The sequence below is a fragment of the Enterobacter cloacae complex sp. 302F9 genome, assembly GCF_050030335.1.
In the GTDB taxonomy this organism is placed as follows: Bacteria; Pseudomonadota; Gammaproteobacteria; order Enterobacterales; family Enterobacteriaceae; genus Enterobacter; species Enterobacter hormaechei_C.
The window spans coordinates 3,572,847-3,587,621 of the sequence record NZ_JBLGUC010000001.1 but is presented as its reverse complement, the minus strand read 5'-3'; the positions used below and the strand labels follow the sequence as shown (position 1 = coordinate 3,587,621).

Annotated in this window: 15 protein-coding genes and 1 other RNA gene; 8 read left to right on the top strand and 8 right to left on the bottom strand. The window is 55.0% G+C overall.

Going from position 1 to position 14,775, the window contains the following annotated elements; genetic code table 11:
- Window positions 1-9 precede the first annotated feature (9 nt).
- The 5 genes from ACQG0T_RS17350 to ACQG0T_RS17330 all read left to right on the top strand — a co-directional run bounded on the left by ACQG0T_RS17350 (window position 10) and on the right by ACQG0T_RS17330 (window position 5,434).
- A complete protein-coding gene (locus ACQG0T_RS17350; RefSeq protein WP_007848878.1) occupies window positions 10-129 on the top strand; it encodes a GpE family phage tail protein in 120 nt (39 codons plus the stop codon).
- Window positions 122-3,565 (top strand): phage tail tape measure protein, encoded by a 3,444-nt coding sequence (locus ACQG0T_RS17345; RefSeq protein WP_180261214.1) that lies wholly within the window; start codon window positions 122-124, stop codon window positions 3,563-3,565. Before ACQG0T_RS17350 ends, ACQG0T_RS17345 begins: the two co-directional genes overlap by 8 nt.
- Window positions 3,565-4,050, top strand: a complete 486-nt coding sequence (locus ACQG0T_RS17340; RefSeq protein WP_014884887.1) for a phage tail protein — start codon at window positions 3,565-3,567, stop codon at window positions 4,048-4,050. The genes ACQG0T_RS17345 and ACQG0T_RS17340 overlap by 1 nt, the downstream gene beginning before the upstream one ends.
- A complete protein-coding gene (locus ACQG0T_RS17335; RefSeq protein ID WP_063948451.1) occupies window positions 4,047-5,147 on the top strand; it encodes a phage late control D family protein in 1,101 nt (366 codons plus the stop codon). Before ACQG0T_RS17340 ends, ACQG0T_RS17335 begins: the two co-directional genes overlap by 4 nt.
- Before the next feature lie 68 nt (window positions 5,148-5,215).
- A complete protein-coding gene (locus tag ACQG0T_RS17330) occupies window positions 5,216-5,434 on the top strand; it encodes an ogr/Delta-like zinc finger family protein (RefSeq protein WP_045334934.1) in 219 nt (72 codons plus the stop codon).
- 117 nt (window positions 5,435-5,551) lie between these two features.
- On the opposite strand, the gene ssrA is transcribed toward ACQG0T_RS17330, so the two are convergent.
- Window positions 5,552-5,915, bottom strand: a transfer-messenger RNA (tmRNA) gene (gene ssrA, locus ACQG0T_RS17325).
- An 89-nt stretch (window positions 5,916-6,004) separates the two neighbouring features.
- Entirely contained in the window at window positions 6,005-6,487 is a 483-nt protein-coding gene (smpB, locus tag ACQG0T_RS17320; protein WP_003863115.1) for an SsrA-binding protein SmpB, read from the bottom strand.
- Window positions 6,488-6,643: 156 nt separating this feature from the next.
- Here smpB and ACQG0T_RS17315 point away from each other — a divergent pair, with 156 nt between their 5' ends.
- Together ACQG0T_RS17315 and ACQG0T_RS17310 are read left to right on the top strand one after the other, a co-directional pair.
- Window positions 6,644-7,081, top strand: coding sequence for a type II toxin-antitoxin system RatA family toxin (locus tag ACQG0T_RS17315; RefSeq protein ID WP_003863117.1), 438 nt, complete (start codon window positions 6,644-6,646; stop codon window positions 7,079-7,081).
- Window positions 7,071-7,358, top strand: a complete 288-nt coding sequence (locus ACQG0T_RS17310; RefSeq protein ID WP_271040397.1) for an RnfH family protein — start codon at window positions 7,071-7,073, stop codon at window positions 7,356-7,358. The genes ACQG0T_RS17315 and ACQG0T_RS17310 overlap by 11 nt, the downstream gene beginning before the upstream one ends.
- A gap of 78 nt (window positions 7,359-7,436) precedes the next feature.
- On the opposite strand, the gene ACQG0T_RS17305 is transcribed toward ACQG0T_RS17310, so the two are convergent.
- The 4 genes from ACQG0T_RS17305 to nadK form a co-directional block, all read right to left on the bottom strand.
- Complete coding sequence (locus ACQG0T_RS17305; RefSeq protein WP_271040396.1) at window positions 7,437-8,594, bottom strand: DDE-type integrase/transposase/recombinase; 1,158 nt, start codon at window positions 8,592-8,594, stop codon at window positions 7,437-7,439.
- Between the two features lie 170 nt (window positions 8,595-8,764).
- Window positions 8,765-9,103, bottom strand: a complete 339-nt coding sequence (bamE, locus tag ACQG0T_RS17300) for an outer membrane protein assembly factor BamE (protein WP_003863121.1) — start codon at window positions 9,101-9,103, stop codon at window positions 8,765-8,767.
- 138 nt (window positions 9,104-9,241) lie between these two features.
- Window positions 9,242-10,903 carry a DNA repair protein RecN gene (gene recN / locus ACQG0T_RS17295; protein ID WP_015571579.1) on the bottom strand — a complete coding sequence of 554 codons (1,662 nt, stop codon included), beginning with the start codon at window positions 10,901-10,903 and terminating at the stop codon, window positions 9,242-9,244.
- Between the two features lie 85 nt (window positions 10,904-10,988).
- Window positions 10,989-11,867 (bottom strand): NAD(+) kinase, encoded by an 879-nt coding sequence (gene nadK / locus ACQG0T_RS17290; protein ID WP_017383004.1) that lies wholly within the window; start codon window positions 11,865-11,867, stop codon window positions 10,989-10,991.
- A 122-nt stretch (window positions 11,868-11,989) separates the two neighbouring features.
- On the opposite strand from nadK, the gene grpE reads away from it, so the two are divergent.
- Window positions 11,990-12,583, top strand: coding sequence for a nucleotide exchange factor GrpE (gene grpE, locus ACQG0T_RS17285; RefSeq protein WP_003863126.1), 594 nt, complete (start codon window positions 11,990-11,992; stop codon window positions 12,581-12,583).
- A 51-nt stretch (window positions 12,584-12,634) separates the two neighbouring features.
- Here the strand turns inward: grpE and ACQG0T_RS17280 are convergent, their stop codons facing one another.
- Both ACQG0T_RS17280 and ACQG0T_RS17275 read right to left on the bottom strand, forming a co-directional pair.
- Entirely contained in the window at window positions 12,635-13,921 is a 1,287-nt protein-coding gene (locus tag ACQG0T_RS17280; RefSeq protein ID WP_026094274.1) for an HlyC/CorC family transporter, read from the bottom strand.
- A gap of 19 nt (window positions 13,922-13,940) precedes the next feature.
- Window positions 13,941-14,732 (bottom strand): cytochrome C assembly family protein, encoded by a 792-nt coding sequence (locus ACQG0T_RS17275; RefSeq protein ID WP_014832951.1) that lies wholly within the window; start codon window positions 14,730-14,732, stop codon window positions 13,941-13,943.
- Between the last annotated feature and the right edge of the window lie 43 nt (window positions 14,733-14,775).

Here is a 14,775-nt window from a genome sequence, read left to right as displayed (position 1 = left end):
GAAGACCTGGTGGCTGATATTGCCACCATTTTTCACTGGCCGCCGTCCGTCACTGACGTTATGCCGCTGACCGAAGTGCTGGAGTGGCGGCATAAAGCGATTCAGAGAAGCGGGGCCAGCGATGAGTGACACTAACCTGCGTTTGCAGGTAATTCTAAATGCGGTTGATAAACTCACCCGCCCATTCCGATCAGCGCAGGCCAGTTCTAAAGAGCTGGCTACCGCCATTCAGCAAAGCCGCGCAAGATTAAAAGAACTGGACGCCCAGGCGGGCCGTATTGACGGCTTCCGCAAGGCAAGCGCGCAGCTGGCCGTCACCGGCAACAGTCTTAAAGCCGCACGCGAAGAAGCGGCGAAGCTTGCCACGCAGTTCTCGGCCACTAACCGGCCGACGGCGGCGCAGGCGCGTCTGCTGGAGCAGGCAAAAAACCGCGTTAACGAGCTGCAGAGCAAATACAACGGCCTGCGTCAGTCGGTGCAGCGTCAGCGTCTTGCGCTCAATGAGGCCGGGCTGGACACCAAAAAGCTGAGCAGTGCGCAGCGGGAGCTGCGGCAGAATGCCGACGAAACCCGGCAGGCGCTGGACCGACAGCAGAAATCCCTTAAACGCCTGGGCGAGCAGCAGGCCCGTATGAACGCCGTCCGCGATCAGTATTCGCGGCGCCTTGAGGTGCGGGATCGTATTGCGGGCGCCGGAGCAACGACTACTGCCGCCGGGCTGGCGATGGGCGCGCCGGTGATGGCTGCCGTTAAAAGCTATGCCAGCATGGAAGATGCGATGAAAGGCGTGGCAAAGCAGGTTAACGGGCTGCGGGACGACAGCGGCAACCGCACAAAACAGTTTTATGACATGCAGGATGCCATCAAGGCCGCCAGTGAACAGCTGCCGATGGAGAATGGCGCCATCGACTATGCCGCGCTGGTTGAAGGTGGCGCCCGCATGGGCGTGACAAACCAGAACGATTCTTACGAAGACCAGAAGCGTGACCTGCTGGCCTTTGCATCCACTGCTGCAAAGGCCGCAACGGCATTCGAGCTGCCCGCTGATGAGCTGGCGGAGGGGCTGGGGAAAATCGCGCAGCTCTATAAAGTGCCGACCCGCAATATTGAACAGCTTGGCGATGCCCTGAACTACCTGGACGATAACGCCATGTCTAAGGGCGGCGATATCATCAATGTGCTGCAGCGCATGGGCGGCGTGGCTGACCGGCTTGATTTCCGCAAGGCGGCCGCGCTGGGTTCCACCTTCCTGTCTCTGGGCGCCGCGCCTGAAATTGCCGCCAGCGCATCAAATGCGATGGTGCGCGAACTGTCGATTGCAACCATGCAGAGCAAGCGGTTCATGGAAGGTATGGATCTGCTGAAACTCAATCCAGAAGAGATTGAAAAGCAGATGACAAAGGACGCAATGGGGACCATTCAGCGCGTGCTGGAGAAGGTCAACAAACTGCCGCAGGACAAACGCCTGTCCGCCATGACGATGATATTTGGCAAGGAGTTTGGCGACGATGCGGCGAAGCTGGCAAATAACCTGCCGGAGCTGCAGCGACAGCTGAAACTTACCTCAGGCACTGAGGCTAACGGCTCCATGCAGAAAGAATCCGATATCAATAAGGATTCACTTTCCGCGCAGTGGTTGCTTGTTAAAACGGGCGCGCAGAACGCTTTCAGTAGCCTGGGTGAAACCCTGCGCCAGCCGCTGATGGATATCATGGGGTACGTCAAAAGCGTTACCGGGGCACTGCGTCGATGGGTTGAGGCTAACCCGCAGCTGGCGGGCACGCTGATGAAAGTGGCGGCTGCCACTGCTGCGATAACCGTTGTACTCGGCACGCTGGCGGTGGCCGTGGCTGCCGTGCTGGGGCCGCTGGCGGTGATCCGTTTAGGCCTGTCCGTGCTGGGTGTAAAAACACTCCCATCGGTTATGTCTGCAGTGACCCGCACCGGAGGTGCGCTGTCCTGGCTGGCAAATGCGCCGCTTTCCCTGTTGCGCCGAGGCCTGGCGGCATCCGGCAGCAGCGCCGGATTGCTGACGTCTCCCCTTAACTCCCTGCGCCGTTCTGCCGGGCTGGCTGGCAATGCGCTGAAAGCGCTGGCCGGTGCGCCGCTTGCTGTCCTTCGCGGCGGAATGTCTGGTATTCGCAACATTATCGGCATGGTAATGAATCCGCTGGCCGCGTTGCGCGGGGGATTATCCGCAGCCGGTGGCGTGCTTCGTTTTCTGGCGTCCGGCCCGCTGGCTCTCCTTCGCGTTGCGCTGTACGGGATTTCTGGATTGCTGGGCGCCCTGCTTAGTCCGATAGGTCTGGTCGTGGCGGCGCTGGCTGGCGTGGCGCTGGTTGTCTGGAAATACTGGCAGCCGATAAGCGCATTTTTAGGTGGAGTGGTTGAAGGATTCAAAGCTGCAGCTGCGCCTATCAGTGCGGCGTTTGAGCCACTGCAGCCTGTTTTCCAGTGGATAGGTGACAAGGTCCAGGCGTTGTGGGGCTGGTTTACTGATCTGCTGACGCCGGTTAAATCCACCTCTGCAGAACTGCAAAGCGCGGCGTCGATGGGGCGGCAGTTTGGCGAAGCGCTGGCGGCAGGGCTGAACATGGTCATGCACCCGCTGGATTCGCTTAAATCGGGCGTGTCCTGGCTGCTTGAAAAACTCGGCATTGTCAGCAAGGAGGCGGCCAAAGCGAAGCTTCCTGAACAGGTCACGCGGCAGCAGCCAGCTACGGTCAACAGAGACGGTAAAGTGGTGCTGCCGCCTGGCGGATTCCCGACGATGGGTTTTGCTGGAATGTACGACAGCGGCGGTACCATTCCGCGCGGCCAGTTCGGCATCGTGGGCGAGAATGGCCCAGAGATTGTTAACGGACCCGCCAATGTCACCGGCAGGAAACGGACTGCTGATCTGGCGAGGGTGGCGGCAACGCTCAATCCTTCCCGGACGGAACCGGCCAGCGCTAAACAACGTCCTGAACGCGGGATAGTTCTGCCGCCTGATAGTGTGAACGGTCCGGCAAATATTCCGGTAATCAATCGCACTACTGAACTGGTGAAACTGGCGGCAACAGTAAGCCCCGTTCGTGATGTAACAGCCAGCCCGGAGCAACGGCCTGAAAGCAGGTTAATACTGCCTCCTGAGATTGTTAACGCCCCGGTAAAACTTCCTGGTCGGGATCGTGCTGCGGAGCTGGCTGATATCGCTGCTGCCGTCATGCCAGCACCGGCCATTATGGAAATCACGGATAACAGGGCTGACCCGATGGCTATGCGCCAGAAGGTGTTCGCTTCCGTGGTCGCTGGCGTAATGGGCCTTGCGGCTGCCCCGGCAGAAGCCGCACCACTTCATCCGTACAGTGTGCCTGTCAGGACGCAACCGGCGCCGTCGCCGAAGGAAGAGAGACAGCCGCAGGTAATTAAGTACGAGATAAGCGCGCCAATTCATATTGTCGCGCAGCCAGGGCAAAGCGCGCAGGATATCGCCCGCGAGGTGGCCCGGCAGCTTGATGAGCGTGAGCGCAGGGCCAGGGCAAAAACACGCAGTAATTTCAGTGATCGAGGGGGTTACGAATAATGATGATGGTGCTGGGGTTGTACGTATTCATGCTGCGAACAGTGCCCTATCAGGAGCTGCAGTATCAGCGCAGCTGGCGGCACGCAGCCAACAGCCGGGTTAACCGGCGCCCGTCAACGCAGTTTCTTGGACCGGATAACGATACGCTTACTCTGTCCGGTGTCCTGCTGCCGGAGATTACCGGCGGCAGGTTGTCTTTGCTGGCGCTGGAGCAGATGGCGGAGCTGGGAAAAGCCTGGCCTCTGATTGAGGGGAGCGGGACGATTTACGGCATGTTTGTGATCGAGAGTCTGAGCCAGACAAAAACAGAATTTTTTGAGAGCGGTATGCCCCGGCGCATCGAATTTTCGCTGAGCCTGAAACGGGTGGATGAGTCGCTGTCTGATATGTTCGGCAGCCTCAGCGACCAGCTCAGTAATTTGCAGGAATCTGCCACCTCTGCGATAGGCAATATGAAAAATACGGTTGGAGGGTTACTGCAGTGAATTTCAGCTCTGATCTCCTGAACCTGAACAGCAAAACTCCCGGTTTCAGTATCATCATTGAAGGTAAAGATGTGACTACCGTTCTGGATGCGCGCCTGATGAGTCTGACGCTGACGGATAACCGGGGCTTTGAAGCGGACCAGCTTGATCTGGAACTGGACGACTCGGACGGGCTAATCGTTCTGCCGCGTCGGGGGGCCATTATTCAGTTTGCGCTGGGGTGGAAAGGTCAGCCGCTTTTTCCGAAAGGGGCGTTTACTGTCGATGAGATTGAGCACAGCGGCGCGCCTGACCGTCTCACAATTCGCGCGCGTAGCGCAGATTTCCGTGAAACCCTTAACACGCGGCGTGAAAAGTCCTGGCACCAGACAACGGTGGGCGAGGTCGTGAAGGAAATCGCCGCCAGGAATAAATTAAAGATGGCGCTGGGCCAGGACCTGATGGACAAACCTGTGGAGCATCTTGACCAGACCAACGAGAGCGATGCGAGTTTCCTGATGAAGCTGGCGCTGCAGTATGGAGCGATAGCCTCAGTTAAGGACGGCAATCTGTTGTTTATCCGCCAGGGGCAGGGCAGAACGGCAAGCGGTAAGCCGCTGCCGGTTATCACCATCACCCGCCAGGCCGGTGATGGTCATCGTTTTACCCTGGCCGACCGCGATGCCTATACGGGGGTGATTGCCAGCTGGCTGCATACCCGTGAGCCAAAGAAAAAAGAGACAGCAAAGGTTAAGCGCCGTCGAAAGAAAACCACTACGGCAAAGGAGCCGGAAGCAAAACAGGGAGATTACCTGGTTGGAACGGATGAAAACGTGCTGGTACTCAACAGAACTTATGCAAACCGCAGCAATGCAGAGCGAGCGGCAAAGATGCAGTGGGAGCGCCTGCAGCGCGGGGTAGCAACATTTTCACTGCAGCTCGCAGAGGGAAGGGCTGATCTGTATACCGAAATGCCGGTGAAGGTGAGCGGCTTTAAACAGCCCATTGATGATGCCGAATGGACCATTACCACGCTTACGCATAGTGTCAGTGCAGATAATGGTTTCACTACGGCTCTGGAGCTTGAAGTTAAGATTGATGATCTCGAAATGGAGTAATAGGTTCTCAAAATTGAATAATGGTGTATCATTATTGTGATTTTGGCAAAAGTGGTGGGATAACCGGAATGATGAATTGTCCAGAGTGCGGCCAGGCAGCCCACACAAGAAGCAGTTTTCAGGTATCAGCAACAACCAAAGAACGTTACAACCAGTGCCAAAATATCAACTGCGGTTGTACTTTTGTCACGCATGAAACATTTGTTAGGCATATCATTAAGCCTAATGTGATTTCTTCTGCGCCCCCACATCCGGGAAAAGATGGGCAAGGGCACATGAATTTTTAAAAAGAACCCGCTTTCAAAGCGGGATTTTTTTTGTCGCCAGTCCAAGAGCCTGTCGCCATTTTGCCGCCATTGGAAAAGAAAAAGGGGCTACGTTTTCACGTAACCCCTTGTTTTATTTGGTGGAGCTGGCGGGAGTTGAACCCGCGTCCGAAATTTCTACATCCTCGGTACTACATGCTTAGTTTGTCTTTACATTCGCACGCCAGCTGCGGACAAACACGCCACTGACGAACTAGCCTGATTAGTTTTAACGCTTCAACCCCAGGCAGGGTTTCCACGCGATCTCTTTTGGGTTTGACCTCTCTTTGATCCCCGTCTTAAGAGCGGAAGCTAGGGAGAGAGGGCTCTTAGCAGGTTATTAAGCTGCTAAAGCGTAGTTTTCGTCGTTTGCGACTATTTTTTTGCGGCTTTTAACGAGGCAAACCGCCCCTCGGCATGCACCTTGGGTTTCGCAAATCCCGTCGAATCCAGAATCAGCCCCAATAGTGTTGAACTCAGTATACCAGATTTTACTTCCTCGACACCAGCCCGAAACGCTAACTTATTGAATAGTACAATAAGTGCGCAGAATCAACGTCCTGCGTTTTTCATGATACGTGCTTTGTCGAGCTGCCACTCGCGTGCTTTCAGGTCAGTACGTTTGTCGTGCTGTTTCTTACCTTTCGCCACGCCGATTTTCACTTTGCACCAGGCATTTTTCCAGTACAAAGAGAGCGCCACCACGGTGAAGCCTTCGCGGTTGATGCGTCCGTAGAGGGATTCCAGTTCGCGCTTGTTCAGCAGCAGCTTACGGGTGCGGGTAGGATCGCAGACGTAATGTGAAGAGGCGACGGTCAGCGGCGTAAAGTTCGCGCCGAACAGGAAGGCCTCACCGTCTTTCAGGATCACGTAGCTGTCGCCGATATTGGCTTTCCCGGCACGCAGCGATTTTACTTCCCAGCCCTGCAACGCAAGGCCGGCCTCGAATTCTTCTTCGATGAAATACTCGTGGCGAGCACGCTTGTTAAGCGCAATGGTCGCCGAACCAGGTTTATGTGCTTTTTTCTTCGTCATAAGTGTCGTAAAGCCGTCGGTAATCTGATTTTAAAAAGTCACCTCATTGCGTCCTGTGAGGTCTAACGCGCTATCTTAGCACGAGATAAGGCTTAGCGTTTTTTTAACAGGTGATAAATGTTATTATTTGTCTGTTGTGTGACCATGGAAAATGCTATGCCTCAGATTAGCCGTACCGCGCTTGTTCCCTACAGCGCGGAACAAATGTATCAGTTAGTGAACGACGTTCAGTCCTATCCGGAATTTATTCCGGGATGCACCGGTAGCCGGGTGCTGGAATCCGGCCCGACGCAGATGACTGCGGCCGTGGATGTCTCCAAAGCGGGGATCAGCAAAACGTTCACCACGCGCAATACCCTGACGAGCAATCAGAGTATTTTGATGCATCTGGTGGATGGTCCGTTTAAAAAACTGATGGGGGGGTGGAAGTTTACGCCGCTGAGCGCTGACGCCTGCCGCATTGAGTTTCATCTGGATTTTGAATTTACCAATAAGCTGATCGAACTGGCGTTTGGCCGTATCTTTAAAGAGCTGGCCTCGAATATGGTTCAGGCGTTCACCACGCGCGCCAAAGAGGTTTACAGTGTCGCATAAGATTGCTGTTGAGGTGGTGTATGCGCTGCCAGAGAAGCAGTATTTGCAGCGCGTAATGCTTGAAGAGGGCGCCACCGTTGAGGCGGCTATCCGGACCTCCGGCATCCTTGAACTTCGCCGTGATATTGACCTGGCGAAGAATAAAGTCGGCATTTATAGCCGTCCGGTTAAGCTTGCTGATGCGCTGAAGGATGGCGATCGGGTTGAGATTTATCGCCCGCTGATTGCTGACCCGAAAGAGCTGCGCCGTCAGCGAGCGGAGAAATCGGGTAAGTAGCGCTTTCTCCCCCGGTGGCGCTTCTGTATGACCGGATACATAGGTGACAGATCAGACCGGGAACATAGGTAACACTTTTCAGTCTATCCGGAGCACACTCTGGGTTTTTCGGTCGTAGTACGCAAGCGTTATTCCGTTAAAGATGATGGCCTCAAGGCCATCATCCTGTTCTTCCAGCATGATGTACTCATCAGTCAGCGCTTCACTCAGGAACACCGTCCCCTTTTTCCCCATATAGAGTGTCCCCCTTGATTTCACCCTGTAGACCGTACCTCCTTCCGGATAAGCATATTCAGGAACCCTGCCATCCCAGTGTCGGCCTGAGGGCTGCCATACCGTTCCGGGCGTTGCACCCGCCAGGGCTTCATGCGGCCTTTCGTAGTTAAACTCTTCCCGGTAGTCACTGAACCACCGCTGTTGTTCTTCCATCGTCATAAAGGTGTTGCCCTGTTTTACTGCACTTTTCAGCGAACGGTGCATTCTCTCATGACGGCCGTTTTCTTCCGGATGCCCCTTTCTGATACGTTCCGGTCTGATGCCCAGCTTTATCAGCCAGACTGCAAGGCGACTTAACCCGGCGATACCTGTTCCTGCGAAAGGCTGTCCATTATCCGTTCTCAGGACTTCCGGCAGACCGTACTCCAGGAACGCATCCGTCAGGCACTGCCTGACGAAGGGCTCGCTCTCCCGGTCCGTTCCCCGGCAGCTCAGAAGATACCGGCTGTGATTGTCGGTCAGGGTGAAGGGATGACAGTATTTCCGGCTCAGCAGCCTGAACTTGCCTTTAAAATCAGCGCTCCAGACCTGATTGTTCTCACTGATGATGGTCAGGGGCTGGCGATTGCCCGGGGTTCTGCGTTTTCGCTTTTTATCCGGAACCAGGCCTTCACGCTTGAGGATATCGCCGATAGTGCTGGCAGCGGGGACGGTAAAATCGACGTGATGATTGAGCAGCCACATCCGCAGTTTTTTGGGGCCCCAGTCAGGGTGTTTCTGCCTCAGGGCCGTAAGCTGCCCGGCGATATCATCAGGAACTGTACGGGAGTGGGAGTGCGGAGCACGCGACCGGTCAGAGAGAGATGACAGGTCAGAGGGGTCAAAACGATGAAGCCATTTGTAACCGGTTTTTCGGCTGATGCCGAAGAGACGGCAGAGGGCTGAAAAAGAATCCGTACCTGCATGGCAGGCACGGATAAAATCAAGGCGTTGCATAGGTCGGGTCTCAGTCCAGGGCATAGCGAGTCTCCTCTTCTATGCCAGTTATAACTGTTACCCATGTATCCGGTCTAAAGTGTTACCCATGTTTCCGGTTCATACCCTTCGCTTACCGGGGCTACGATTCTGCGTAAGAATTCAGATACAAAAAAGGTGCTCATTGAGCACCTTTTTGCGTTGCTGACGCCTGATTATTTGGTCAGGGCAGGCTTGTTGTCGATGTTGGTCAGCACGCCGGCACTGCTGAAGGTCAGCGTCAGGGTTTGCTGGGTCACATCTTCATGACCAGGCTGCTGGCGGAATACATAGAACCAGGTGTTTGTGCCGAACGGATCGGACATCATCGGGGTTCCCAGGGCATAAGCGACCTGCTGTTGTGTCATACCCACGCGGATTTTGGACACATCGTTAGGGGTAAGGTAGTTCCCCTGGTTGATGTCAGGACGGTAAACCACTTTCTCCAGAGTGGAACAGCCTGCGGTCAACATCAGAAGAACCGCTGCGGCAGCGGTCAGCGTTTTACAGCGCATAGTGATTTGATTCCTTTTCGGGCCCGAGCAGTACGCGGCTCATATGTAATATGCCGATGATAATAGACCTTGCCCCACTTTGAAACCGGTCTGGCGGCGTTTTTGTTGTTCTGTATGACCCTGAGATCCCGAAAAAGTTTATGCCGCCAGCAGTTCTTTCGCATTCGCAAGCGTATTGCGGGTGACTTCACTGCCGCCGAGCAGGCGTGCCAGCTCCTGCAAGCGTGAGCGTTTATCCAGCGGCTTCATGTGCGTTTCCGTCATTTCGCCATCGGTTTCCTTGCTGACGATAAAGTGGTGATGACCACAACCGGCGACCTGCGGCAGGTGAGTCACACACATGACCTGTGTCGATTCACCCAACTGACGCAGCAGTTTGCCGACAACGGCCGCGGTCGGGCCGCTGATCCCCACATCCACTTCATCGAAAATCAACGCCGGGGTTTCCATTTTACGGGCGGTAATCACCTGAATGGCCAGGGCGATACGCGACAGTTCACCGCCGGAAGCCACTTTCGAAATCGCCTGCAAAGGCTGGCCCGGGTTGGTGGTGACGCGGAATTCTACGCGGTCTGCGCCTTCCGCCGTCAGGTGATTCTCTTCAAAGCGAACATCTATGGTGAACACCCCATGCGGCATCGCCAGCGTATGCATACTGTCGGTAATGTGCTGGCTAAGCTCCAGCGCATAGTGTTGCCGCACGTCATGCAGCCGTTTCGCCGTTTCCAGCGCCTGCTGATGATGCAGATTGACCGCCAGAGACAAGGTTTCAAGGGAATCGGCCTGATCGTCCAGCTGCTGCTGTTCCTCCAGCAGAGACTGATAGTAATTCGGCAGCTCTTCCGGGGTTACGTGATGCTTACGCGCCAGTGAAATCTGACGGGAGATGCGTTGCTCAAGTTCGAACAGACGGTTCGGGTCGAGATCCAGACGTTCACAGTAGTGGCGCAGTTCATCCCCGGCTTCTGAAATCTGAATCGCGGCCTCTTCCAGCATTTCCAGTACGCCAGAAAGCTTATTGTCCATGCCGGTCAGTTCGGTCACAAGCTGACGCACGTTATACAGCTGGCTCTGCAAATTCACGTCTTCGCCATCCGCCAGCATGTTAAGGGCAGTCTGGCTGGTGGAAAGCAGCTGACCGCTGTTGGCCAGACGCTTGTACTCTTCGTCGATTTGCTCAAATTCACCCGCCTGCGGGTTAAATTCGTTCAGCTCTTTCAGCTGATATTCCAGCAGCTCGGCGCGCGCGGTACGCTCCTGGCTTTGCTGCTGATGCTGCGCAAGTTCGCGGCAGCTTTGATGCCACTGACGATAGTGCTCCGCCATGAGTTGAGTAAGCGCGTACTCACCTGCGTAGCCATCAAGCAGGGCTTTCTGCTGTTCGGGTTTGATTAACTGCTGGTGCGCATGCTGACCATGGATCTGGATGAGCAGCTGGCCCAGCTCGCGAAGCTGGGAAAGGGGAACCGCTGTACCATTGATAAAACCGCGGGAGCGGCCATCGCTGCTGATGACGCGGCGAAGTAAACACTCACGTCCGTCTTCGAGCTGGTTCGCTTCCAGCCAGCGCAGGGCGGCAGGTGTGTCTTTCAACGAGAAGCGGGCGCAGAGATCGGCACGGGCGGCGCCTGTGCGCACCATATCCCCCTCAGCACGACCGCCGAGGCACAAGCCGAGGGCATCAATGGCAATGGATTTACCTGCACCGGTTTCACCGGTAATCGCCGTCATTCCGCTATGGAAGTCGATCTCAAGCTCACGAACAATGGCAAAGTTGCTGATGGTCAGTTGTGCCAGCATAATTGTTTTCCTGTATGAAAAACCATAACTGTGTTTGTATACAGTATAAACTGGTTTTATATACAGTAAAGTGCTGGATGCAAAATCAGAACAATTTTTTTGACCAGCCGAGCTTGGAGCTTAATGTGTTGAAATAGCTGTAATCTTTCGGGTGAATCAGGTTCAGATGGTAATCGCAGCGGCGAATGAGGACATCTTCACCTTCCTGAATGGGGAGCGCAATCTGACTGTCGCAGCTGATCTCCAGGTCGTTACGGCGATGGGAAAAACGCAGGCGGATGGTGCTGTCGCCGTTGATCACCAGCGGACGCGCCGAGAGCGTATGCGGGAACATCGGCACCAGGGTTATGGCATCCAGCGATGGCGTCAGGATTGGGCCTCCGGCTGAAAGCGAGTAGGCAGTTGACCCCGTCGGGGTTGAAATAATCAGCCCGTCAGAACGCTGCGAGAAAGCGAATATTTCGTCGATATAGACTTCGAACTCGATCATGTGCGCCACTTTACCGGGATGGAGAACCACCTCGTTAATGGCGGTGCTGATGCGCTTCTGGCAGTCCTGCTGACACACCTGGGCTTCCAGTAAAAACCGTTTTTCACTGATATAGTGGCCTTCCAGCACGTCCGCCAGCTGCTGCTGCGCATTGTCCGGGTCGAGGTCGGTCAGGAAACCGAGATTGCCACGGTTAATACCAATAACCTTAATATCATAGCGAGCCAGCGTTCGCGCCGCGCCCAGCATATTGCCGTCGCCACCGACCACCACGGCGAGATCCGCCTGCTGGCCAATTTCCGCCAGCGTGCCGGTTCTGACGCTTTTAAGCTGCAACTCCTGGGCGATCTGCTGCTCGACCATCACTTCATAGCCTTTACCACACAGCCAGCGATACAACATTTCATGTGTCGTCAATGCGGTAGGGTGACGCGGATGGCCGACGATCCCAATACACCTGAAATGATTATTCATTTTCTGGAGGTCCTTGTGCCTGATGAATGATGACAATCTGCCTTGTTCCCTTGAATCCAGGAAACTGATCCCCATAATAAGCGAAGTTAGCGAGATGAATGCAGAAAAACGCGGAGAAATTCATGAGTAGTAAAGAACAGAAAACGCCTGAGGGGCAAGCCCCTGAAGAAATTATCACGGAACAGCACGATGAAGTTGAGGCAGTAGAGCCAGACACGTCTGCTGAGCAGGTGGACCCGCGCGATGAAAAAATTGCCAACCTGGAAGCTCAGTTGGTAGAAGCGCAGAATCGCGAACGCGATGGCGTACTGCGTATCAAAGCGGAAATGGAAAACCTGCGCCGTCGTACCGAGCTGGACGTTGAAAAGGCGCACAAATTTGCGCTGGAGAAATTCGTCAACGAACTGCTTCCGGTGATCGACAGCCTGGATCGCGCGCTGGAAGTGGCGGATAAAGCCAACCCGGATAACGCGGCGATGATTGAAGGCATTGAGCTGACGCTGAAATCCATGCTGGATGTGGTGCGTAAGTTCGGTGTTGAAGTGATTGCCGATACGGATGTACCGCTGGATCCAAACGTTCACCAGGCCATTGCGATGGTGGAATCCGAAGACGTTGCCGCGGGTAACGTGCTGGGCGTGATGCAGAAAGGGTATACCCTGAACGGTCGTACTATTCGCGCTGCGATGGTGACCGTGGCGAAAGCGAAAGCGTAACGTGCTGCCTGTAGTGCCGGGTGGCGGCGTTCGCCTTACCCGGCCTACATTTTATTCGGCAATACTTTCGCGTAGAGGCTTAACGGGCAGGACCTTCACCTGCTTAATCATGTTGTCCTGAACGTCCAGAATATCAATATCATACTGTTCAATGCGCACGCGCGTGCCTGCCGCCGGGATCTCTTCCAGCGCTTCCAGGATCATACCGTTCATCGTCCGCGCTTCGTCTTCCGGCAAATGCCAGTTGAACGCTTTATTGATTTCACGAATGTTGGCGCTGCCGTCGATAAGCACTGACCCGTCGTTTTGCGGGGTGACCTCTTCCGCAAGGGAAGGCGACATCGACGTGGTAAAGTCCCCGACAATCTCTTCCAGAATATCTTCGACCGTCACCAGCCCCTGTATGTCGCCGTATTCATCCACCACCAGGCCGACTTTCTTCTTGTTTCGCTGGAACTTCACCAGCTGCGTGCTGAGTGGGGTGCCTTCCGGCACGTAGTAAATTTCGTCGGCGGCGCGCAGCATTACCTCTTTGGTGAACTCGTTTTTCTCAGTCATCAGACGATAGGCCTCGCGCACGCGCAGCATGCTGATGGCATCGTCGAGGGAATCGCGATAGAGGACGATACGCCCGTGCGGGGAGTGTGTCAGCTGGCGGACAATGGCCTTCCAGTCGTCGTTGATATCAATCCCGACGATTTCATTGCGCGGCACCATGATGTCGTCAACGCTGACCTTTTCCAGATCCAGCACCGACAGGAGCATGTCCTGATTGCGGCGGGAGATCTGCGAGCGGGATTCATTCACGATGGTACGCAGTTCGTCTTTGCTGAGCGCGCTACTAATGGTGACGTCTGCCTTTATACCCACCATGCGCATCAGCACCCGTGTCACCATATTCAGCAGCCAGACCAGCGGCATCATCAGAATAAGCAGCGGTGCTAACAGGAAGCTGCTCGGGTAGGCGACTTTTTCCGGGTAAAGCGCGGCGATGGTTTTGGGCAGCACTTCCGCAAACACCAGCACCACAAACGTGAGCACACCTGTGGCAATCGCCACGCCTGCGTTGCCGTACAGACGCATCCCGACGATGGTGCCCAACGCAGAAGCGAGAATATTGACCAGGTTGTTACCGATAAGCACCAGGCTAATCAGCCGGTCCGGCTTACGCAGAAGCTTTTCGACACGACGCGCGGCACGGTTACCCTGCTTGGCGCGATGACGTAACCGGTAGCGGTTCAGCGTCATCATGCCGGTTTCAGAGCCAGAGAAATAAGCGGAGATGACCACCATGATGACCAGAATGACGATCAGCGTGGTGGTAGAGATGTGTTCCAGGGGGAACTCCTTTTGTTACTTAGCCAGCAAATTGCTGTATGAAGCGGCTACCAAAATAGGCAAGCGTGAGAATGCCCGCACCCGCTACGTTGAACCAGACCACGCGACGACCGCGCCAGCCTTCATGATAATGGCCCCATAACAGGACAATATAGACAAACCACGCGATGATGGAGAGGACCGCTTTATCGATATTCTCCACGCTGAACAGGTTCTTCATATAAAACAAGCCCGTGCACAGCGTCAGCGTCAGCAGAACCACACCGACCTGGGTGATGTGGAACATCTTACGCTCAATCACCATCAGCGGCGGCATTTCGTGGTTAAACGCCAGCTTTTTATTTTTCAGCTGGTAGTCAATCCAGGCGAGCTGCATGGCGTAAAGGGCGGCGATGATCAACGTCGCGTAGGAGAACAGCGACAGACCAATATGCACCAGCATCCCCGGCGTGGCTTCCAGGTGAGTAATAAACTCATTGGGCATGAACGTGGCTAACGCCAGGTTGATCAGCGCAAAGGCGTAGACTATCGGCAGCAGCAGCCAGCCACGGTTTTTAGACGCGACAATGGTCATGACCGTACAGATCATCAGGCTGACCAGCGAGCCGACGTTCAGTACGCTCAGATTTTGCACGCTGCCGTCGCCGGGAATGATCCGTGATTCCAGCGCAAACGCGTGGCTAATCAGTGCGATCACTGCCGAAAGAATAGCCATGCGCCGCCAGCCGCTGTTTTTTTGCAGCAGGCCAGGAATGATCAGCGCGAGGCTGACAGAGTAGGCAACAAGGGCGATCAGTGCGAAAACAGGCATATAGGCGTCGACAGTTGTCTTAATAAGAAAGAGAAGCAGTATA

Excerpts from the sequence above, each read along its gene's own strand:
- ACQG0T_RS17305 (WP_271040396.1), bottom strand. The coding sequence starts at position 8,594 with ATGCCCTGGACTGAGACCCGACCTATGCAACGCCTTGATTTTATCCGT.
- grpE (WP_003863126.1), top strand. The coding sequence starts at position 11,990 with ATGAGTAGTAAAGAACAGAAAACGCCTGAGGGGCAAGCCCCTGAAGAA.
- ACQG0T_RS17330 (WP_045334934.1), top strand. The coding sequence starts at position 5,216 with ATGATGAATTGTCCAGAGTGCGGCCAGGCAGCCCACACAAGAAGCAGT.
- recN (WP_015571579.1), bottom strand. The coding sequence starts at position 10,903 with ATGCTGGCACAACTGACCATCAGCAACTTTGCCATTGTTCGTGAGCTT.
- ACQG0T_RS17345 (WP_180261214.1), top strand. The coding sequence starts at position 122 with ATGAGTGACACTAACCTGCGTTTGCAGGTAATTCTAAATGCGGTTGAT.
- bamE (WP_003863121.1), bottom strand. The coding sequence starts at position 9,103 with ATGCGCTGTAAAACGCTGACCGCTGCCGCAGCGGTTCTTCTGATGTTG.
- ACQG0T_RS17275 (WP_014832951.1), bottom strand. The coding sequence starts at position 14,732 with ATGCCTGTTTTCGCACTGATCGCCCTTGTTGCCTACTCTGTCAGCCTC.
- smpB (WP_003863115.1), bottom strand. The coding sequence starts at position 6,487 with ATGACGAAGAAAAAAGCACATAAACCTGGTTCGGCGACCATTGCGCTT.
- ACQG0T_RS17340 (WP_014884887.1), top strand. The coding sequence starts at position 3,565 with ATGATGATGGTGCTGGGGTTGTACGTATTCATGCTGCGAACAGTGCCC.
- nadK (WP_017383004.1), bottom strand. The coding sequence starts at position 11,867 with ATGAATAATCATTTCAGGTGTATTGGGATCGTCGGCCATCCGCGTCAC.
- ACQG0T_RS17315 (WP_003863117.1), top strand. The coding sequence starts at position 6,644 with ATGCCTCAGATTAGCCGTACCGCGCTTGTTCCCTACAGCGCGGAACAA.